At 67.1% G+C, this 20,148-nt stretch carries 25 protein-coding genes; 16 read left to right on the top strand and 9 right to left on the bottom strand.

The features are described 5' to 3' along the window. Positions 1-16 precede the first annotated feature (16 nt). From BM43_RS19165 to BM43_RS19125, 9 genes are all read left to right on the top strand, one after another. Entirely contained in the window at positions 17-520 is a 504-nt protein-coding gene (locus tag BM43_RS19165) for a hypothetical protein (RefSeq protein ID WP_036049778.1), read from the top strand. Between the two features lie 116 nt (positions 521-636). Then, a complete protein-coding gene (locus tag BM43_RS19160; protein ID WP_036049780.1) occupies positions 637-1,269 on the top strand; it encodes a hypothetical protein in 633 nt (210 codons plus the stop codon). Between the two features lie 2 nt (positions 1,270-1,271). Next, complete coding sequence (locus BM43_RS37600; RefSeq protein ID WP_052409247.1) at positions 1,272-3,161, top strand: glycosyl hydrolase family 28-related protein; 1,890 nt, start codon at positions 1,272-1,274, stop codon at positions 3,159-3,161. 19 nt (positions 3,162-3,180) lie between these two features. Next, positions 3,181-3,522, top strand: a complete 342-nt coding sequence (locus BM43_RS19150) for a hypothetical protein (RefSeq protein WP_127841028.1) — start codon at positions 3,181-3,183, stop codon at positions 3,520-3,522. Then, positions 3,510-3,767: a DUF7940 domain-containing protein gene (locus tag BM43_RS19145; protein ID WP_227742925.1), complete on the top strand. Its 258-nt coding sequence runs from the start codon at positions 3,510-3,512 to the stop codon at positions 3,765-3,767. Before BM43_RS19150 ends, BM43_RS19145 begins: the two co-directional genes overlap by 13 nt. Then, positions 3,757-4,602 (top strand): lysozyme, encoded by an 846-nt coding sequence (locus BM43_RS37595; protein WP_080742192.1) that lies wholly within the window; start codon positions 3,757-3,759, stop codon positions 4,600-4,602. The genes BM43_RS19145 and BM43_RS37595 overlap by 11 nt, the downstream gene beginning before the upstream one ends. Continuing rightward, a complete protein-coding gene (locus tag BM43_RS19135) occupies positions 4,599-4,910 on the top strand; it encodes a hypothetical protein (protein WP_036049786.1) in 312 nt (103 codons plus the stop codon). Before BM43_RS37595 ends, BM43_RS19135 begins: the two co-directional genes overlap by 4 nt. Then, a complete protein-coding gene (locus BM43_RS19130) occupies positions 4,885-5,160 on the top strand; it encodes a hypothetical protein (protein WP_042286059.1) in 276 nt (91 codons plus the stop codon). Before BM43_RS19135 ends, BM43_RS19130 begins: the two co-directional genes overlap by 26 nt. 10 nt (positions 5,161-5,170) lie before the next feature. Then, the gene (locus tag BM43_RS19125; RefSeq protein ID WP_127841029.1) at positions 5,171-5,569 is read left to right on the top strand and encodes a hypothetical protein; all 399 of its coding nucleotides are present in this window, start codon (positions 5,171-5,173) and stop codon (positions 5,567-5,569) included. Between the two features lie 32 nt (positions 5,570-5,601). Here the strand turns inward: BM43_RS19125 and BM43_RS19120 are convergent, their stop codons facing one another. Beyond that, entirely contained in the window at positions 5,602-5,913 is a 312-nt protein-coding gene (locus BM43_RS19120; RefSeq protein ID WP_036049792.1) for a hypothetical protein, read from the bottom strand. 328 nt (positions 5,914-6,241) lie between these two features. On the opposite strand from BM43_RS19120, the gene BM43_RS19115 reads away from it, so the two are divergent. Then, the gene (locus BM43_RS19115) at positions 6,242-6,658 is read left to right on the top strand and encodes an RcnB family protein (RefSeq protein WP_013698930.1); all 417 of its coding nucleotides are present in this window, start codon (positions 6,242-6,244) and stop codon (positions 6,656-6,658) included. 106 nt (positions 6,659-6,764) lie between these two features. Here BM43_RS19115 and BM43_RS19110 read toward each other — a convergent pair whose 3' ends face one another. The 5 genes from BM43_RS19110 to BM43_RS19090 form a co-directional block, all read right to left on the bottom strand. Continuing rightward, complete coding sequence (locus BM43_RS19110; RefSeq protein ID WP_013698929.1) at positions 6,765-7,388, bottom strand: FUSC family protein; 624 nt, start codon at positions 7,386-7,388, stop codon at positions 6,765-6,767. A gap of 17 nt (positions 7,389-7,405) precedes the next feature. Continuing rightward, positions 7,406-8,674, bottom strand: coding sequence for an MFS transporter (locus tag BM43_RS19105; protein WP_036049795.1), 1,269 nt, complete (start codon positions 8,672-8,674; stop codon positions 7,406-7,408). After that, on the bottom strand, positions 8,671-9,654 hold the full coding sequence (locus BM43_RS19100; protein WP_042286061.1) for a PRC-barrel domain-containing protein: 984 nt from the start codon (positions 9,652-9,654) through the stop codon (positions 8,671-8,673). Before BM43_RS19100 ends, BM43_RS19105 begins: the two co-directional genes overlap by 4 nt. 241 nt (positions 9,655-9,895) lie before the next feature. Next, a complete protein-coding gene (locus BM43_RS19095; RefSeq protein WP_036049800.1) occupies positions 9,896-10,225 on the bottom strand; it encodes a cold-shock protein in 330 nt (109 codons plus the stop codon). Between the two features lie 94 nt (positions 10,226-10,319). Then, complete coding sequence (locus BM43_RS19090; protein ID WP_036049802.1) at positions 10,320-11,258, bottom strand: LysR family transcriptional regulator; 939 nt, start codon at positions 11,256-11,258, stop codon at positions 10,320-10,322. 96 nt (positions 11,259-11,354) lie between these two features. On the opposite strand from BM43_RS19090, the gene BM43_RS19085 reads away from it, so the two are divergent. Continuing rightward, positions 11,355-12,599, top strand: coding sequence for an MFS transporter (locus BM43_RS19085; protein WP_036049805.1), 1,245 nt, complete (start codon positions 11,355-11,357; stop codon positions 12,597-12,599). 94 nt (positions 12,600-12,693) lie between these two features. Here the strand turns inward: BM43_RS19085 and BM43_RS19080 are convergent, their stop codons facing one another. Beyond that, on the bottom strand, positions 12,694-12,996 hold the full coding sequence (locus BM43_RS19080) for a hypothetical protein (RefSeq protein ID WP_036035513.1): 303 nt from the start codon (positions 12,994-12,996) through the stop codon (positions 12,694-12,696). Between the two features lie 137 nt (positions 12,997-13,133). Beyond that, the gene (locus tag BM43_RS19075; RefSeq protein WP_036049807.1) at positions 13,134-13,403 is read right to left on the bottom strand and encodes a hypothetical protein; all 270 of its coding nucleotides are present in this window, start codon (positions 13,401-13,403) and stop codon (positions 13,134-13,136) included. Between the two features lie 197 nt (positions 13,404-13,600). On the opposite strand from BM43_RS19075, the gene BM43_RS19070 reads away from it, so the two are divergent. The 4 genes from BM43_RS19070 (at position 13,601) to BM43_RS19055 (ending at position 17,747) form a co-directional block, all read left to right on the top strand. After that, positions 13,601-14,500 carry a LysR family transcriptional regulator gene (locus tag BM43_RS19070; RefSeq protein ID WP_025096505.1) on the top strand — a complete coding sequence of 300 codons (900 nt, stop codon included), beginning with the start codon at positions 13,601-13,603 and terminating at the stop codon, positions 14,498-14,500. Between the two features lie 189 nt (positions 14,501-14,689). Further along, entirely contained in the window at positions 14,690-16,012 is a 1,323-nt protein-coding gene (locus tag BM43_RS19065) for an MFS transporter (RefSeq protein ID WP_036049808.1), read from the top strand. 29 nt (positions 16,013-16,041) lie between these two features. Beyond that, on the top strand, positions 16,042-17,082 hold the full coding sequence (locus tag BM43_RS19060) for an amidohydrolase family protein (RefSeq protein ID WP_036049809.1): 1,041 nt from the start codon (positions 16,042-16,044) through the stop codon (positions 17,080-17,082). After that, complete coding sequence (locus BM43_RS19055; RefSeq protein ID WP_036049810.1) at positions 17,079-17,747, top strand: RraA family protein; 669 nt, start codon at positions 17,079-17,081, stop codon at positions 17,745-17,747. Before BM43_RS19060 ends, BM43_RS19055 begins: the two co-directional genes overlap by 4 nt. Positions 17,748-17,873: 126 nt before the next feature. On the opposite strand, the gene BM43_RS19050 is transcribed toward BM43_RS19055, so the two are convergent. Then, positions 17,874-18,767 carry a LysR substrate-binding domain-containing protein gene (locus BM43_RS19050; RefSeq protein WP_036049812.1) on the bottom strand — a complete coding sequence of 298 codons (894 nt, stop codon included), beginning with the start codon at positions 18,765-18,767 and terminating at the stop codon, positions 17,874-17,876. Between the two features lie 98 nt (positions 18,768-18,865). On the opposite strand from BM43_RS19050, the gene phnA reads away from it, so the two are divergent. Then, the gene (gene phnA / locus BM43_RS19045) at positions 18,866-20,089 is read left to right on the top strand and encodes a phosphonoacetate hydrolase (RefSeq protein WP_036049814.1); all 1,224 of its coding nucleotides are present in this window, start codon (positions 18,866-18,868) and stop codon (positions 20,087-20,089) included. Positions 20,090-20,148: the final 59 nt, after the last annotated feature.

Raw genomic sequence — 20,148 nt, 5'->3', positions numbered from 1 at the left:
TGGGGGAGATTTTTCAATGAAGATCGCCATTGAGCCATTCACGCGCGAACTTGCTACCGAGATTATCCCGCTCGGGCAACAAAGCTGGGACGAGTGCTCGGAGATCAAGAAAGACACGTGTGCGTATCACGGGCAGCGTGGTCTCGCGATCGATCCAGACATCGACCAGTACCTGTATTTGGCCGACCACCAATCCCTGATCGCAATGACATTGCGCGATGGTGATCGCGCTCTGCGCGGTTACGCACTGCTGATCCTCTACAGGAGCCTGCACCTGAAAACCGAGTTGTGCGGGAACGTCGATACGTTTTATGTGCAGCCGGACCATCGCCAATCCATGCCTCGCCTCATGTCGAAGATCGAGGAAACGTTGCGTGATCGCGGCGTCAGCATCATCGGCTGGCCGGTGACGCGGACAGGAAAGTTGCACGACATTCTCCAGCGCCGCGGATACATCGCAGATGACGTGGTGATGGAGTTCAAGCTCAAAGATCTTCCTGGAGGTGAGACATGTGCGTAGCTGCTGCAATTGCCGGGGCAGGCGTCGCGGGCGCGGTGGCGACATCCTCCGCGGGATCGGATGCCGCAAGCGCTCAAGAGAACGCAGCGAACAGCGCCAACGCGACCCAGCTGCAGATGTTCAACACGTCGCAGCAGGATCTCGCGCCGTACATGAAGCTGGGCACCGACGAGATGCCGGCCTATCAGCAGGCGCTCACGGGCCTGTCGAGCATTGCGCCGTTCTCGTTCAACGGCAACGACTTGTCGAGCAATCCTGGCTTCCAGTTCGCGAGCACGCAGGGCCTCAAGTCCGTTCAGAACCAGATGGCGGCGCGCGGACTCGGGTATAGCGGCGCCCAGATCAAGGGCGCGGAGAACTACGAGACGGGTCTTGCCAACCAGTATTACCAGAACTACTACGACCAGGCCCTCGGGGCCTATCAGACGAACTACAACGTCGCCTCGGGCAAGGCCTCGGCGCTGTCCGGCGCCGTGCAGATCGGCGGCAACGCGGCCGCGGGCGCCGGCAACAACGCCATCAACACCGGCAATTCGATCGCGGCGAACACGATCGGCGCCGGCAACGCCTCGGCGGCATCGAGCATCGCGACAGGCAACGCGCTGAGCGGCGCCGCCTCGAGCATCGGCTCTAGCGCGCTCCTGAGCCAGCTGCTCGCGGGCCAGGGCAGCGCCGGCATGTACAGCACAACGCCGGCGGTCGCGCAGGGCACGACGAACGGCCTTTCCAACGCATGGGGGCTTGGTTAAGCATGGGCGCACCTCTCATACCTCTCGGCAAGGCTCAGTGGAGCGACGCAAACGGCTTTCCGCTGGTCGGCGGCCAGGTGCTGTTTGCGGTTCCCGGCACGTCCACGCCTAAGAACACCTGGCAGGATGCCGCGCAGACGATCCTCAACCAGAATCCGATCACGCTCGATGACCGGGGCGAGGCCATTATCTTCGGCACGCCGGGTGCCTATCGTCAGATCGTCACGGACCAGTCGGGCAATCTCGTCTATGACGTGCTGACGTATTGCGGCCTGGATGCGACGGCCGTGGCCTTCGGCGACGACACGCTTGCGGACCAGTTCAAGAGCAAGGTCGGGCGTATCTGCGACTCCATCTCGGAGCTGCGCTCGCTGTCGAGCGCCGTCTACTCGCGCGCGTTCGTGACCGGCTATCGCCAGCCGCATGATGGCGGAGGCGGCGATTACCAGGCGGACCCTAGCGACATCACCAGCGAAGACAACGGCGGCACGGTCATCGTGGCCGCCGACGAGATGCGCTGGAAGTTGCAGCTGATCGACACGGTGTCGATCAAGCAATTCGGCGCGACGGGCGACGGCGTGACCGACGACACCGCCGCCATCCAGGCCTGTCTCAATTGCGGGCTCGGGAAGTGGGTGGTTCCAGAGGGCAAGTTCTGCCACACGGGCCTGACGATCCCGCAGATCGTCGGCTTCTGCCTCTACGGCACGGGCCCGAACAGCACGTTCGTTCAGAAGGGCGGTGCGATCGGCTTCCCGTCGATGGCCGAGTATTGCTTCGACTCGCACGGCACTATCCGCGATCTCAATTTCGACGGCACGTCGGGGACCGGAAACACGCTCGATACCACGTTCTGCCAGACGCTCGACGTGCTGAACGTCACCTACAACAACGTGCCGACGGGCTATTGCTCGTTGAAGATGGACGGCAACCCGACGTCGAGCACGTATGCGCACGACGTGCGCGTGCGCAACATCCGGATCTATTCGACCACCGCCGGCAATGCCGGCATCGCGCTCGGTGCGTTCCATTCCGACGCGTCGATCGAAGGCTTCCAGATGAATGGCGGCTTCGTGGTGAACTACTGCCTGATCGCGGTGGATGGCGCACAAACCACCTACGTCTCCGACTCGCACCCCTACAACGCGAAGATCAATATCGTCCTGCTGCAGGGCAACAACACGCATTTCCGGTGGAACGATGTCACGTTCGATAACGCGCTTCAGGACACGTTCTACATGCTGAACTCGGTGAACAACCAGTTCACGCACTGCTTTTTCCAAAGCACGAACCCGGGCCGGCACGCGATCGTCTTCGATGGTTCGTTCAACAACAACCTGACGAACATCAAGTTCGAGGCGCCCTTCGGTGTAGCGGCCGCATGCTTTCAGGAGGTCAATGGTTCGAGCGGCAACAAGATGTCGCTCTTCCAGATTGATGATCCCGCGCACTGGACTGTGATCGCCAACTACACGGGCTTCGGAAGCTGGGTGACCGGCTGCCAGTCGTATGGCCCCTACAACGCGATTTACCCCTACGCGGGCACGGCACGGGTACCGCAGCCCCAAGGTGGCGGCGTCGACTATGGTGCGAACGGCGGCGCGGGTGGATTCACGAACGAGGGATGGTGTGTCGGCATGCCGGGCGTCATTTTGATGGCGACCGTGTTTACCGACAAGACACCCAACCCGGGCGAAACCTTCACGTTCAATATCCGCGTGAATGGTGTGTCGATCGCTGGCGCCGTGATGTCGAACGGGCAGTTCGGCGTGACGTTCGCGCCAGGCCCGCAGTTCAAGGTGAATGTCGGCGACCAAATTGCGTTCCAGTCGATTTTTTCGTCTGGATCCGGTTCGGCATCGCCTCGATACGTAGTAGTCCTGATCGGTTAATTGAGCGAGGAATATTGGAATGAGCACTCCCCCGACAGGCGACACGGGCACTCCGCCCACAGGCGGAAAGCGTCTCTGGGACATGACGGTCAACGTGCAGTCGCTGGTGATGGCGATCCTTGGCGGGGTCATCTCGATCGTGCTGGCCTATTTCGCGGTGATCTCGCGCGTCGACAAGATCGAGGCGCACTCGCAGACACAGGATGATCGGATGACGCGCATCGAGCAGACGCAGATTCAACAGAAGTCGGACACGAACCAGCAGCTGCGCGATATCAGCAGCGACGTGAGCTACATCCGCAATTACCTGCTCAACAACGCGGCCGGTAGCCGCGACGATACCCGGAGGTGGTCGAAGTGAAAATTCGTCTCGTCGAAGATTGGAAAGAGGCGTGGAAGTGGAGCGAGATGCGGCTGCTGGCGATCGGCGCCGCGGTCCTGGCCGCCATGCCGCACCTGTTCTCCCTCCTGTCGGACAACTGGCCGTCGGTGGCGCCTTGGGTGATGACCTACTTCCCGAAGGCGCCGGCCACGATCGTCCCGGTGATCGGTCTGGTGATCACGATGATCGCTCGAGTGCTGGAGGTGAGCCGCCATGATCAGTGACCTGATCGCCGCGGTGCTGGCGCTGTTCCGGCGCTCGGCGGCGCGGCCCGCTTCCCCTGATGCACCGCCCCCGGTGCCGCCCGGCGTGCCGGCGGTTCTGGCCGCCGTGCAGCCGATCCGGCCGGCCCTTCGGCCGGCCCTTCGGCCGGCGTCGCCCGACTTCTGGCCGCCCGCGGTACCCGTGCAAGCATCGCAACCGGAAACGCCCATCCAGCAAGCCGTGCCGGCCGGGCCGGTAGTCGACTGGCTCGCCATTTGCCGCCCGCTGTCGCAGCACTTCGAGAGCTGCTACCTGACCGCGTACCCCGATCCGGCTTCGCCGCTTGGAAAGGCGCTGCAGGCGCGCGGTATCTGGTACCGCGTGCTGGGCGGCATGGCGATCCCGGACGATGCCGAGCTGCGCGCGCTCAGCGGCGCGCCGTGGACGTGCGGCTGGGGCTCGACGGGCGCCGACGTGCGCCAGGGTACGGTCTGGACGCAGGCCACGGCCGACGCGCGCCACGATGAGAACCTGATCGCCTCCGCGGCGCTGGTGGATCGTGCCGTCAAGGTGGCACTGGCGCCGCATGAAAAGGCGGCCTTGACCAGCATCATGAACAACGTCGGGCCGGGCCGGGCGGCGCGGGCGGCCGACGAGGGCCGCGACGGGATCGTGGTTCTGGAGAGCGGCGCGCCGTCGACGCTGCTGCGCATGCTCAACGCCGGCGATCGCCGAGGCGCGGCCGACCAGTTCCTCGCGTGGAATCGCGCCGGCGGCGCCGTGAGCCTCGGCCTGAAGCGCCGGCGTGAAGCCGAGCGCGAACTCTTCCTTACTGGCAAATGGAGTGTCACATGAGCGCAATTCTCCTCTCGCTGTTCGCGAAATTCTGGCCGGCCGTCATCGGCGTGCTGGGCCTGGCCGGCGGCGCGCTGTTCGGATGGATCAAGACGAAGGGCGCGGCCGCGAAGGTGGCCACCGCCGGCCAGCAGGTGGCCCAGGTGAAGGAGCAGGCCGCGCAGCAGCAGGCCGACCAGGCCGTGGCGAATGCGGCGGCCACCCAGGCGTCTGCCGATGCGGTGGTGGCACGCCAGAAGATCGACGATGCCACCGCTTCCCAATCCCCCAAGGAGGTGCAGGATGAACTCAATAACTGGCGTGGTTAGCGTGGCAGTACTGGCGCTCGTCTCGGGCTGCGCATGGGCGCCGAAGAAGGAGGCGCCAGCGGCCGCGCCCAAGCCCGAGGTGCGCGTGATCGACACGAGCTGCCAGTGGGTGAAGGTGCTGCGCCCGGGGTGCTCCGACGTGATCGGCGACGACTTCGCGCGGCAGATCCTCGAGCACAACAAGGCCGGCGTGGAGCACGGCTGCTGGAAGGCGCCCACGAAATCGGCATGCCCGGTCACCACCAACTGAAGGAAGGAAGATGAGCACGATTGCAATGAACGCGGTTTCGTTGACGCCTGACCCGTCGGGGGTGGCGCAAAGCATCGGATCGTCCGTCTCGATCGCCTCGGCCCTGTCGCTGGGCGACGTGCTGACCGGACCGGAGATCCCGGAAGGCGCGACGATCCAGAACCTTACCTTGACGTGCGCCGGCCTGGACGGGGCGAAGCCGAGCCAGATCCAGCTCGAAATCGCATGCGGAGGGAAGGTGCTTGTGCAGGCCGCCCCGTCGCCTGGCTACACGAGCGCGACGGCCGCCGGTTTCGAGCCGACGCAGGCCAGCGGGCAGATGACGGTTACGGTGTCGCGCGCGCCGAAGATTCCGGCAATCGGCTCGGTGACGCTGATGGTGTATTACACGCCGGCGGCTGCCGCGTGACGGTGGCGAGGTTCCGCCTTCGGGCGGATCCGCTACAGGATGCCGTCAAGTCGGCATCGGTGGAACTCGGTGGGATAGAAGCGAGCATAGGCACCTACAACGTATTCCCAACGCTTGCCGTCGAACGTTCCGGGCCGATTCATCCCGAATCGGTGCTTGATTGAAATGTCCTGGATGTCGGTAGGGTGTTGCTTGATCAAGGCGTGGAACTTGTCCGCGTCCCGTTTCTGCTGGCGATAGTTGGACGCATACCAAACCCCTCCCCATATCGGAGCAGTAACGACGATCGCTGCAATTAGATAGACCAGCCCGACACCCGCAATACTCAGCAACCCGTAAATCATGGCGCGCCCCGTATCTCTGTTGGAGTATGCGCGAATTATAGGCAGCGGCTCGGCGTCCCGCTAGATACCGATGTGACCGAACTGCGTCCTCAATTCGTGGTAAACTTAGTAATGCTGTATGCATAACCAGTAGTTTCAAGCTGACCGGCGCGAGACTATTGGTTAAAAATCAAATACTTAATGCATATCCCACATGATCCAGTTCCAGCAGCAGGCCGCCTGAGCGAGCTCCGGTTGCCCGGGAGGCCTGTCACGCCCCGGCATCCGTCCCCATGCTAGTCTTCCGGTGTCGGCCGACCACACGGCCGGCCAACCTGGGAGAAACGACATGAAGACGTCTCGATGGCTGCTCGCGGTGTGGCTCACCGGTTCACTGGCTTCCTCGCTCGCGTTCGCGCAGCAGCCGCCCCATGGCGGCGACCACGGTCCCGGCCCCGGCGACCATGGCGGCCCCGGCGGTCCGGGCCAGCATCATCCGCATCCCGGCCATGGCGGCACGGCCGGCCACCCGCCGATGCGTCCCGCGCCGCGCGACGAACCGCCCGGCGGTTTCATCGAAGGCCATCGCGACTGGCATCGTGGCGATCGCCTGCCGAGCGAGTACCGGGACCGCCAGTACGTGATCGACGACTGGCGCAGCTACAACCTGCCGCCGCCGCGCCGCGGTTACCAGTGGGTCGGGATCGGCGGCGACCATCTGCAGGTACAGATCGGCACCGGCATCGTGCTGAGCATCGGCCCCTGAGCGCCCCCTCGTACCTCGCTGCCGGGAACCCGGCTCGCCAGGAAAAAATGCCCGCGTCGAGCGGGCATTTTTCATGATGTCGCGAGAAAAGCGAGCACGCGCGGTGTCATCGCGCGGGCGGCGGCCCGGTTTTCCGATCCGCCTGGTCGGGCGCTTCGTGGCAGTGCGCCGGCCACCACCAGCGCTCGATGCGCGCCAGCACCGCGCACACCAGCAGCGCGCAGACCGTGCCCAGCGTGACCTCGCCCAGCCGGATCAGCGGAATGTCCCACAGCGGGCCGTTGCCGGGAAACAGCATCACGATGGTGGCGGTCACGCCGCCCAGGCGCGCGGCGCTGCCCACGTCGAGGCACCAGCAGATCACGATGGTGGCGGCGATCGCGACCGCGTAGGCCAGCACGTGCATGCCGGCGTTGGCATGGCCGAGCGCGGCGCCGGCGAAGCCGAGCACGCCGCCCACCATCGCGCCGATGAACTGGTCGCGCGACAGGTTCATGGTGTCCGCGTATTGATGCTGGGTCACGGCGATCGCGGTGACGGCCGCCCACACCGCCTGCTCCGAGTGCAGCGCGAGGCCGATCCCGTAGGCGAGGCAGGCGCCGCACACGGCCTGCAGGGCCATCACCGCGCCCTGGGCCGCGCGCTGGCGCAGCGACATGCCCTTGAACAGCGAGGCCAGCGACTGCTGGATCTGGCGGCGCGTCTCGTCGAGCGTGCGGATCGTGTCCATCGCGTCCCGCCTCGCGCTCAGGCCGTCTTCGCCGGCGTATCGGCGCTGCCGGAGGTGTCGTCCGGGCCCGGATCGTCGAGCCCGGCATCGCGCGTCTCCGGCATCGCCACCGCCACCAGCGCCACCGCCAGCGCGCCGGCCACGGCCAGCCCGAAGAAGCTCATGGTGTTGCCGAAGTGGTCGGCCGCGAAGCCGGCCAGCGTGGTGCTGAGCGTCGCGCCGATCCCGGCGGCCAGCCCGAACAGGCCGATGCAGAGGTTGTAGCGGCCCTTGCCGCCGGCCACGTCGGCCGCGATCAGCGGCAGCATCACGCCGAACACCGCCGCGCTGATGCCGTCGAGCATCTGCACCGGCACCAGCAGGTAGGGGCTGCCCACCCCGGCGAACAGCAGGGCGCGCACCGGCAGGGCGGCGAAGCCGAGCAGCAGGATCGGCCGGCGCCCCCAGCGCTGCGCGGAGCGGCCGACCCAGGGCGAGAGCATCGCCACGATCGCCTGCGGGACGATGATGCAGGCCGCGATCACCAGTTGCACGTTGTCGCCCATGCCGGCCGTCACCTCGCCCGCGGCGAGGTTCAGCATCGCCGCGTTGGACAGGTGGAACAGCACCACGCAGGCCGCGAACACCAGCATGCGGCGGTCGCGCAGCAGGTCGAAGATGGTCTCGCGCTCGCCCTCGACGGCATCGCGCGCGCGCCCCTTGGTGGGCGCCACCACCGTGTGGGTGGGCTGGATCATCGCCAGCGCGACCAGCGCCGGCATGGCCATCGCGGCGGTCAGCCAGAACACCGCGCGCGCCGAGATGTATTCGCCCGTCAATCCCATCAGTCCCGCCGCCACCGCGCTGCCGATCGAGGCCCAGCGCGCGTTGCGGCCGAGCCGGTCGCCGAGGTTGGCGCGCCCCACCAGGGCGAACGAGATGGCCGCCAGGGCCGGCGTCAGCATGCAGCTGGCGAAGCCGTGGAACACCTCGGCCGCCATCACCGGGACGATGGTCGGGCTGCTGGCGAGCAGCACCGCCGACAGGATGATGGCCGCGATCGCCCAGGCGGCCGCGCCCTTCTTGTTCTTCAGCGCGTCGACCGCGGCGCCGCCCGGCACCTGGCTGACCATCGCGCTGATGGTGCCGATCGACAGCACCAGGCCGATCTCGCCCTGGGTCCACTTGTGCGAGGCGAGATAGGACGCGATGAACGGCCCGAAGCCCGTCTGCACGTTCGCGACGAAGAAGTTGAGCCAGTCGAGGGAGCGCAGGCTGCGGATGCTGACCGTGTTGCCGCCCGTCATCGATTGGCACCCGCGCTGCTGGAGGCCGGCGTCGCGGCGGGCGGCGATACGGCGATCACCGGCTTGTCGGCCTGGTAGGGCGGCGAGGCCTTCAGCTGGGCGTCGGACAGGTCGAGCAGGGCGCGCAGCGACTTGTCCTTCGGCGCGAAGCGCAGCGCCGACCAGCTCGCGGCGATGGTGCGCCGATCCGGGTTCACCAGGCTGCCGAGATCCAGCACCACCGCCTGCGGCTGCGCATCGCGGTCGATCAGCACGTCGACCACGCGGCCGATCTCGGTGCCGTTGCCGCGCTGCACGTCGGCATCGACGATCGGCATCAGGCCCGGCGTCTCGTCGGCATGCGAGGAGCCGCTCAGCGACACCGCCTTGGGGCGGTCGGCCGGCGGCAGCTCGCCGGCCGGCACGTCGAGCAGGATCGGCTGGCTGCGCCCTCCCGGCGTGAAGCGGAACAGGCGCCACGGGAAGCTGACCTTGCGGTCGCCGATGCCCATGAAGCCCTGCAGGTTGACGATCATCCGATTCGGCTTGCCGGCCGAGTCGGCGATCATGTCGACCGCGCGGCCGATCACCTTGCCGTCGCGGCGCCGCACCTCGCTGTCGAGCAGCGAATGCACCTGGTTGCGCTCGATGGTGCGCGTCTGGATCAGCGGCGGCGGGGGCGGCGGGGGCGGAGGCGGCGGGGGCGGCGGCGAGGGGCGCTTGACCACGCGCGGGCGCGGCGCCTCGCGGTGCGGCTTGCGCTGCGTGTCGCCGTCGTCGGGGGCCTCGACCTCGGAGGCGGGCTCGGGCGTGGCGATCGGCAGGCCGTCCTCGTCGAGCGTCTCGACGGCCGCGTCGACGATCGGCGCGGGCGCCTGCGGGGCGCGCAACAGGCTGCAGCCGGACAGCGCGAGCGTGGCGAGCAGCGCGGCGAGGATGGGCGCCCGGGCACGGGCGAAGATCGGTAAACGAATGGCTAGACGCGGAATGCCGCCGCTCATCAACTGGGACTCCATGGGCCGGGGCAGGCCGGGTAGACGGCGCTGCGGCGATTGATGGCCGATGCCGTGGCGGCATCGCGCAGGGCCAGAGTTTAACCTGTGCGCGCGGCCGGTTCGCGAAAACGGGGGACTGTAAGCTGCCCGCGGCGTGCGGGGCGGCATGTTCATGCGCCGCCGGCGGCCGCGCCGGGCCCGTGCGCGCGGGGGCGTCAGGCGCAGTCGCGGCTCGCGGCGACCTGTCTCATTTCGGCGGCAGCGTCTTCACGAAGGCGAGCGCGGCGTCGAGCAGGCGCCGTCGCACCGCGTCCTGCGCGCAGCGCTCAGGCGAGACCCAGATCCAGCCTGTCATCGGCCGCCCGCCGTTGCGCATCGGCTCGATCCCGTCGAGCGCGAGCGCCCAGCCCTCCCGGCCCTTGCCCAGGCGCACCAGCATGCCGTCGTGGCGCGCCGCGCAGAGCAGGTTGCCGTCGGACATCCAGGCCCAGCCGCCGAACATCGCGCGGCCGGTGATCCAGGCCTCGTCGCGCAATTCGTCGTTGACGACTTCCTCGAGACCGAGATCGCGTGTCATGCAGGCTCCTGGCGGGGGCGGTGGGATGTCGGGGCGATTGTAGGCGAGCGCGGCGCCTGGCGCATGCCTCGGCCGGCTGCCTAGGCCGCTCGCCTCAACCATCCGCCTCGGGTTCGAGCCCAGCCGCCGCGAACAACTGCTCGCGCAGCCAGCGATGCGCGGCATTCGCCTCGTTGCGCGGATGCCAGGCCGCGCTCAGCCCGAAGCCGGCCACCTCGACCGGCAGCGGCAGCAGGTCGAGCCGGTCGGCGAAGTGCAGCAGGAAACGCTCGGGCAGCGCACAGACATGGTCGGTGGCCTCCAGTACCAGCGGCGCGAGGTGGTAGTGCTGCACCGAGATCGCCACGCGGCGGCCGCGGCCGGTACGCGCCAGCAGATCGTCCATGAAACCGTGGAAGCCGCCGCCGTCGCCCGATACCAGCACGTGGCCGAGCGCGCAGTAGGCATCCAGGTCGGGCGGCGCGAGGCCGCGCGGATGGCCCTTGCGTTGCGCCATCACGTAGCGCTCATGGAACAGGGCGCGCGACTGCATGCCCGCCGGAATCGAAAAGTCCGCCGCGATCAGCAGGTCGGCCGTGCCGCGCTCGAGCCAGTGGGCGAAGCTGTCGACCGGCACCGCGCGGAACGCCAGGCGCAGCTTCGGAGCGCGCTGCGCGACGCGCCGCACCAGGTCCACGCCCGCCATCACGAAGCCGTTGTCGCTGGCGAGAATCTGGAAGGTGCGCGCGTCCTGCGCGGGGTCGAAACCGGCACCATGCGCGAGCGCTGCCTGCAGGCTCTGCAAGGCGGCGCGCAGCGGCTCGCGGATCGCCAGCGCGCGGGCCGTCGGCGTCATGCCGCGGCCGTTGCGGGCCGGCACCAGCAGCGGGTCGCCGGTCAGCTCGCGCAACCGCGCCAGTTGCGCCGACAGCGCGGGCTGGCTCAGGTGCAGCCGCGCCGCCGCGCGCGTGACGTTGGCCTCGGCGAGCAGCACGTCGAGCGAACCGAGCAGGGCCAGGTCCGCGCCGCGCAGCGACGACAAGCTATTTGTCATGTGGATGTCTCCCATATCGATAATCGATTTCAAATATACCAAGCGCGCACGCAGACTGTCGCCCTGACTCGAGGATCGAACCGGGAGGACCCCAGCATGGCAATAGCGGAACCCGAGCGACACGCGCTGCGTGCGCTCGCGAGCGCCAATTTCGCGGTGGGCGCGATGTCGTATGGCGTGGTCGGCGCGCTGCCCGCGCTGGCCGGCGCCTGGCGCATCACGCCGGGGCGGGCGGCGCTGCTGATGAGCGCGTTCTCGATCGCCTTCGCGATCGGCGCGCCCTTGCTGCAGATGCTGGCCGGGCATGCGCGGCGACGCAGCCTGCTGCTGGGCGGGCTCGTCGCGCTGGTGGCGGCGACGCTGGCCGGCGCGGCCGCGCCGGGCTTCGGCTGGCTGCTCGCCACGCGCATCGTGGCCGGCATCGGCGCGGGCGCGGTCAGCCCGCTGGCGAACGCGATCGGCGCCGAGATCACGCCCGTCGAGCGGCGCGGCAAGGCGCTCGCGGTGGTCTTCGTCGGCGTCACGCTATCGAGCGTGATCGCGGCGCCGCTGGCCGCGGCGATCGCGCAGACCTGGGGCTGGCGGATGGTGTTCGTGGTGCTGGCGGTGGCTTCGGCGGCCAGCGGCGGCTGGATCGTCTCGACCGTGCGCGATGCCTCGCGCGGCGAGCGCATGCGCCCGGCGAGGCTCGCGCGGCTCGTCGCGCAGCCGGCCACGGCGGCGGGCCTGGCCGTGATCGTGCTGCAGACGGCGGCGTTCTTCGCGACCTACACGCTGATCCTGCCGCTGGTGACGACGCGCTTCGGCGCCAGCGCGGCGCAGGGCGGGCTGGCCCTGCTGGTGTTCGGCGTGACAGGGATCGTCGGGAACGTGGTCGCGCAGCGCCTGTCGCTGCGCTACTCGGCGGAGGCCCTGCTGAAGCTCGTGATGCGCACCATGGCCCCGGTGTTTGTCGCGATCGCGCTGCTTGGCGCGGTGGCCTGGGGCGAGGGGCCGAGGCAAGGCTTGTTGCTCGCGCTGCTGGTGATATGGGCGCTGATGCAGGACCTGTTCTATCCCTCGCAGTTGCGGCGCGTGGTGTCGCTGGCGCCCGAGGCGCGCGGCATGGTGATCGCGCTCAATTCGTCGGGGATCTTTCTCGGCATTTCGCTCGGGGCGGGGATCGGCGGGCGGGTGGCCGATCATGTCGGGCTGGGGGCGCTGGCGCCCGTATCGGCGGGGCTGACGCTGGCGGCCCTGATCGCGCTGCTGGTGTCCGAGCGCTTCGTGGCACGTGCCGCGAAACGCGATTCGCGGGAGGCGGGGCGGGTGGTTTGCCGGGGTGCTGCCGAGCGTGCCTAGCGGCTTGGGGGAGCGGTGTGAGGCGGCGCGGCCAGTGTGCTGATGCACACTGGCCGCGTGCCCTTGTGCGTCGCCTGATGCGAGGCGCGGTTACTCAGTAGCCGTGCGTGACCAGCGACAGCACCGACAGGTCGGGATGCGAGCCGTCGACGATCAGCGCGCCGACCCGCTTCGCATCGGCCACCGCCTCGCCGGGCGTCGCGAAGCACTCCTCGCCGTTCGGATGGAACGGCACCGTATGACCGGGCAGGGATGGGCTCGCGCCGGGATGGCAGACGTAGGCGACATAGGTGTAGCGGTTGGCGACCGCGCCCGCCGGTTTGACGGTGACGTGGATTTCATATCCCTCGTAGGGGATCGGATCGACTTGGGTCGCGACCTCGAGCGTTGCCGGCATGATGGCCTCCGTGTCGCCGCGGACGATGCGCGGGGAGCGCGTACCGGGCCCGCGATGGGCTGCTTCACGATTTCATTCTAGGCGAGATTCGGGCCGGGCTGCGTAGCGTGCAAGCCGGCGACACATGACGGTATGTGTCACGCAGCCTTGCGTGTACGTCGCAGCAGCTTCGACGCCATCCAGATGATCAGCAGCGCGATCACGAAGCTTGCGACGAACAACACGCCCATCAGCACGTCTTCCTCTGTTTCGATGCCGTTCGCGTCCAACAGTTGGAACAGCGGCGCGAGCAGATCCCAGGCCTGTGCGCTCCCGACCCATCTCGCGAGCGGGTCGATCAGCGACAGCCCGAAGAAAACCGGAATGGCCAGGACAGTCGCCATCACGATGCGAGGAATGGTTGTCATCGGACGTCTATCGTGCCGTGGCAGGGGAGGTTCGTGCCTCGAGGTTGACACATCCAGCCACCCAGCAAAGATGACAAGAGGAAGCGGGTTTCTCCCCCGCTTTATGACATCATTGCCCTCCCGAACCGACGGGCCGCGCGCACTTCATCCTCGCAGGATCCGGCGCGCGTCGCTCACCGCATTCCAGGAACGTCGCCATGAATTTCAGGTCCTTGCAGTGCTTCGTCATCCTGGCCGAGGAACTGAATTTCAGCCGCGCCGCCGAGCGCCTGCATATCGCGCAACCGGCGCTGAGCCAGCAGATACGCTTGCTGGAGGAGCGGCTCGGCACCAAGCTCGTCGATCGCGCCAGGCGGCCTTTGCAGCTCACCGAGGCGGGCCACTATTTCTGCACCGAGGCGCGGCAGATCCTCGGCGCCTGGGAACAGGCGAGCCTCGGCGCGCAGGAAATCGGCATCGGGCAGCGCGGCTGGTTGTCGATCGGCTTCACGCGTTCCTCGATGTACAGCATCCTGCCGCCTGCCCTGAAGGCCTTTCATCAACGGTGCCCGGAAGTCGAGCTGAAGCTGTTCGAGATGCTCACCGAGGAGCAGGCCGACGCGCTGCGCGACATGCGCATCCACATCGGCATCGGCCGCCAGCCGCTCGACATGCCCGGCTGCACCTCCTATTCCCTGCTGCGCGAACACGTGGTGGCGGTGCTGTCGCCCGATCATCCGCTGGCGGCCAGGAAGAAGCTGCGCATCGCCGAGCTCGAGGACACGCCGCTGATCCTGTACCCGAAACACCAGAACGCGCAATTCAAGCGCACCGTGTTGTCCCTGTATCGCGATGCGGGCGTGACGCCCTTCGTCGCGCATCAGGCCTACGAGATCCAGACAGCGATCGCGCTCGTCGCTGCCGGGCTCGGCGTGACCTTCGTCGGCGAGTCGGTGGCGCGCCAGGGACGCACGGACGTGGTGTACCGCCATCTCGTCGGCCCCGGCGCCTCCCGCTGGTCGACGCTCGCCGCCACGTTTCGCACCGCTGACGATTCGGCCCATCTGCGCAGCTTCCTCGCCTGCCTTCCCCCGCCGCTGCAAGGCGAAACACTATAAGCAAAGCCTTATGAAAGCATAAGGAACGCGTCTTGGACGCGGGCCGCCATGCTTCCTATCATCGATTTTCGTGCCCGGCGCCGGTATGCATCGCAGATGCGGCCGGCCCGAGCCGGAAAACGGCGCAGGCCGCGTATCGAGCAGGGCCGCAGAGCCCTCGCGATTCGATGAAAAGAACATGGAGACGGCATGAGCCCATTCGACGAAGCAGCGACCATGCGAAAGGTGTACAGGCGGCTGATGCCCCTGCTTTTCGCGATGATGTTCTTCAACTACCTCGATCGCATCAACATCGGCTTCGCGGCGCTCGACATGAACAAGGCGCTGGGGTTCAGCCCGGCCGTGTTCGGCCTGGCGGGCAGCATGTTCTTCGTCGGCTACATGCTGCTCGAAGTGCCGAGCAACCTGCTGCTGCATCGCGTCGGCGCGCGCCGCTGGATCGCGCGGATCCTGCTAACCTGGGGCGCGGTGGCCGCCGCCACCGCCTTCGTGTTCGACGCCAGGAGCTTCTACGTGCTGCGCGCCCTGCTCGGCATCATGGAATCGGGTTTCCTGCCCGGCATCGCGGTGTACCTGACGAACTGGTTTCCGGTGCGCTACCGGGCGCGCGCGGTGGGCGGCTACATCATCGCCGGCTCGTTTTCGGCGGTGCTCGGCGGCCCGCTCTCGACGGCGTTGATGACCTATGCCAATGGCGTGCTCGGTCTGCAGGGATGGCAGTGGATGTTCATCCTCGAGGGCATCCCGGCCATGCTGCTGGGGCTGCTCACCCTGCGCATCATGACCGAGCGTCCCGCCGATGCCCGCTGGCTTGCCGACGACGAGAAGCGCTGGCTGGAGACGACGCTCGCGGGCGAGCGCGCGGCCCTCGGCGGCGCGGGCCATGTTCCGCTGCTGCGCGTGGCGGGGGACGCTCGTGTATGGAGCCTCGCCGGGTTGTTCGGCTGCGCGCTGGTCGGCATCTACGGGCTCTTTCTGTGGCTGCCGCAGATCATCAAGAGCTTCGGGCAGCTGAGCAATATCGAGGTCGGCTTCCTGTCGGCCGCGCCGCCGCTGCTGGGCGTGCTGGGCACCTTCCTCATCAGCCGCAGCTCGGATCGCAGCGGCGACCGTAGAAAGCATCTCGCCTTCGTCTACGGCATGAGCGCCCTGGCCATCGCGGGTAGCGCCTACGCGCCGAATCCGGTGCTTTCCTATGCGCTGCTGTGTGTCACGGGCTTCTTCATCTACGCGGGCAATCCGCTGTTCTGGAGCCTCGCCTCGTCGTTCCGGACCGGCGCGGCCGGCGCGGCGACCATCGCGCTGATCAATACGATCGCCCAGTTCGGCGGGCTGGTCGGGCCCTGGAGCATCGGCCTGGTGCGCAGCGCGACGGGCAATTTCAAGCTCGCCTTGCTTAGCATCGCGGCCTTCCTCGCGGTGGCGACCCTGATCGCCCTCCTGATGCGGATCAAGCACGCCGGCGGGGACGGCGCGTCGCTGCACGCGGCCGATCGCGCCGCCCACACCTGAACCCAAACGCAATGACACGGAAACCCAGCATGATCATCGATTGTCACGGTCACTACACCACCTCGCCGCCGCAGCACGAAGCATGGCGCGCGAAGCAGATCGCCGCGCTGAAGGATGGCCTTGCGCCGCCCGCGCGCCCCGTCATCTCCGACGACGAGATTCGCGAAAGCATCGAGGGCGGGCAGCTTCGAATCCAGCGCGAACGCGGCACCGATCTCACGATCTTCTCGCCGCGCGCGGCCGGCATGGGCCATCATCTCGCGCCGGCCGAGGCCAACGCCGTGTGGTCGAGCGCCTGCAACGAACTCGTGCATCGCGTCTGCGAACTGTTTCCGCGCAACTTCGTCGGTGTCTGCCAACTGCCGCAGGCGCCCGGAACGGGCCCGGAGAACTGCATCGCCGAGCTGCGCCGCTGCGTGCTCGAGATGGGTTTCGTCGGCTGCAACCTGAATCCCGATCCGTCGGGCGGCCATTGGTCCGGGCTGCCGCTCACGGATCGTTCCTGGTATCCGCTCTACGAAGCGATGGTCGAGCTCGACGTGCCGGCGATGATCCACGTGTCGTCGTCCTGCAATCCGAACTTCCATGCGACCGGCGCGCATTACCTCAACGGCGACACCTCCGCCTTCATGCAATTGCTGGAGGGCGACCTGTTCGCCGATTTCCCGACGCTGAAGTTCATCATCCCGCACGGCGGCGGCGCGGTGCCGTATCACTGGGGACGCTATCGCGGGCTGGCGCAGGACATGAAGCGGCCGCTGCTCGGCGAGCATCTGCTGAACAACGTGTTCTTCGATACCTGCGTCTACCACCAGCCCGGTGCCGAGTTGCTGGCCAAGGTGATTCCGGCGAAGAACATCCTGTTCGCCTCCGAGACGATCGGCGCGGTGCAGGGCATCGATCCCGAAACCGGCCACCATTTCGACGACACGCGTCGTTATATCGACGCGATTGAGTGGCTCGACGACGAGGATCGCCATCGCATCTTCGAGGGCAATGCGCGTGCCGTGTACGGGCGTTTGTCGGCCCAGCTCGAACGACAAGGATCGAACCAGGGAGCGGTGGCATGAATCCGTCCGGATGGCGCGAATACGAATCGGCGGCCCAGGCGAGTGCCGCCACGCTCGAGGCCCTGCGCGGGCTGGCGGTATCGCTGTTGAGCGACAACATGGCCCGTGCCAGCGGCGCGACCGGGCTGCGTCCTTTCCACCGGCCCAGGCCGATGGCCGGCACGGCGGTCACGGTGCGCACGCGCGGCGGCGACAATCTCGCGATCCATCGCGCCTTCGATCATTGCCGTCCCGGCGACGTGCTGGTGATCGACGGCGCCGGCGAGCTCACGCAGGCGCTGATGGGCGACATCATGGCGAGCTTCGCGCAGCGGCTCGGCGTGCAGGGGCTGGTGATCGACGGCGCGATTCGCGATGTGGCGGCGATAGGCCAGCGCGATTTCCCGGTCTACGCGCGAGGCGTGACGCATCGCGGGCCGTACAAGAACGGGCCGGGCGAGATCAACGTGCCGGTGAGCGTCGGCGGGATGGTGGTGCATCCGGGGGATATCGTGGTTGGCGACCAGGATGGCGTGCTGGCCATCGCGCCGGCGGACGTGGCGGCGGTGATCGAGGGGGCGCGCAGGCAGGCGGCCAAGGAGGACGCGGCGCTGAAGTCGATCGCCGAGGGGCGCTTCGATCGCTCGTGGGTGGGGGCCCAGCTTGATCGGATGATGAATGGGTGAGGTGTTGGCGGCCGGCGAGAGGACATGTCCCTCCTGAGCCGCCGATCTGCTACGGACGTTTCGATGCGCCCGACGAGCTTTGACGGTCGAGGCCGGAGCCCATGGCATCTGGCTCCGGACGCGGCGCTACTTCGAATCGGAATCGACTTCTTCCAGCAGCCATTCGATAAATCGCATCAGATGCACCGGTTTGTCCACGTCGATCGGCACGAGCGCATAGTACGTGGCGCCTTTCGAGCGGATATCCCTGAACGGGCAGCACAGGTTGCCGGCGATGATGTCGCTCGCAATGGTCGGAAAAGGACCGATGCCGCATCCCAGTCCGTCCATCACGGCTCGCAAGGTCACGAAGAAGTGATCGAAGCGAAGTGAGCGTGTTGGCCGTAGCGCCGGGACGCCGGCGGCCGCGAGCCAGTTTTCCCAATCGCGTGGCCGTGTTTCCGTGCTCAACCAGGTCTGTCTTGCCAAGGCCTCGACGAGATTCGCCTCGGACGTGGGGAACAGCGAGGGGGCGGCGATCACCGTATTCCACTCGGTGAAGAGCGGCTGTACCTGATATTGGCCGTCCGTCGGTGCCTCGCGCCGGATCGCCAGATCGAAACTGCCTCGGAAGGTGGGCTCCGTCGACAGCGTGGTCGACACCCGCACGTCCACGTCCGGCCAGCGCCGCGTGAATTCCGCAAGGCGCGGCACCAGCCAGCGCATCGCGACCGTCGCCGGCGCGCTCACGCGGATCACCTTGATCTGATGTCCCTTGCCGTATCGCTCCGAGGCGTCCGCGATGTGATCGAACGCGGAGCTGATTTCTCGCGCCAGGGCGAGTGCATGCGCCGAGGCGACCATTTTCTGCCCGTCGCGCATGAAGAGCGGCTGCCCGAGCCATTCCTCGAGGATCGCTATATGGCGGCTCACCGCGCCGTGGGTCAGGTTCAGCTCTCGCGCGGCCGCCGTGTAGCTACCCGCGCGCGCGGCGACCTCGAACACGCGCAGCGCATTGAGAGGGGGAAGATGGCGCGGCATATCGTGAGTTTTTTTGACGGATATTGCTAAATTATTTGCCTTGTGTCAGCAGATTCGACATCTTAGCATGCAATGAACCTAACTCAGGAATGCCTGCCATGAGCCGATCCATTACTGTCAACTCGCGCAACTATCGTCTTCCTTCCGCGCCGACCATCGTCGTATGTGTCGACGGATGCGAGCAGGAATATATCAACCAGGCCATTTTGGCCGGGAGCGCGCCTTTCCTGGCGTCGCTGACGGAATTCGGCACGGTGTTGAGCGGCGACTGCGTCGTGCCGTCGTTCACCAACCCGAACAATCTGTCGATCGTGACCGGTGCCCCGCCATCCGTGCACGGAATCTGCGGCAACTTCTTCTTCGACCGGGAGCGCGGCGAGGAGGTGCTGATGAACGATGCGAAGTACCTGCGCGCACCGACCATCCTGGCGGAGATGGCGCGCGCGGACATGCGTGTCGCTGTCGTCACGGCCAAGGACAAGCTGCGCTCGCTGCTCGGTCATGATTTGCAAGGCATCTGTTTCTCGGCGGAAAAGGCCGACAAGGTGACGCTCGCCGACAACGGCATCGACGACATCCTGTCGCGCACCGGCATGCCGGTGCCCTCCGTCTACAGCGCGGCACTTTCGGAATTCGTGTTTGCCTCGGGGTTGGCACTGCTAAGGAAGGAAACTCCGCATCTGATGTACCTGTCGACCACCGACTACGTGCAGCACAAGCACGCGCCCGGTACGCCGGAGGCCAATGCGTTCTACGCAATGATGGACGGCTATTTCCGCCAATATCACGAGGCGGGCGCCGTGCTTGGCATTACCGCCGATCACGGGATGAATGCCAAGACGGATTCCGTGGGGCGGCCGAACATCGTCTTCCTGCAGGATGTGCTCGATGCGCAGTTTGGCGCGGAGGCTGTGCGCGTGGTGCTGCCCATCACCGATCCGTACGTGGTGCATCACGGCGCGCTCGGCTCGTACGCGACCATCTATCTGCGCGACGAGGCGAAACGCTCCGAAACGATGTCCTTCGTCGCCTCGATACGCGGCGTCGAGCAGGTCCTGACGCGCAGCCAGGCGTGCGAGCGCTTCGAACTGCCGGGGGACCGGGTCGGCGACATCGTGGTGGTCGGCGAACGGCTCACGGCCCTTGGCAGCGCCGCGCAGCGACACGATCTGACGGGCCTGACGGTGCCGTTGCGCTCGCATGGGGGCGTGTCCGAACAGAAGGTGCCGCTGCTGTTCAACCGCAAGCTGGCCGGTGTGGACCCCTCGCGTCGTCTGCGCAATTTCGATGTGATCGACCTCGCGTTGAATCACGCCGGCTGACATTGCCGCGCGGTCCTGCCGAATCCCGCGACACCATAAGAACCCACAATCAGGAGACA

The organism is Burkholderia gladioli, from assembly GCF_000959725.1.
Taxonomy (GTDB): Bacteria; Pseudomonadota; Gammaproteobacteria; order Burkholderiales; family Burkholderiaceae; genus Burkholderia; species Burkholderia gladioli.
The sequence above is the reverse complement of the archived record's forward strand: the minus strand, read 5'-3'. Positions and strand labels throughout refer to the sequence as shown.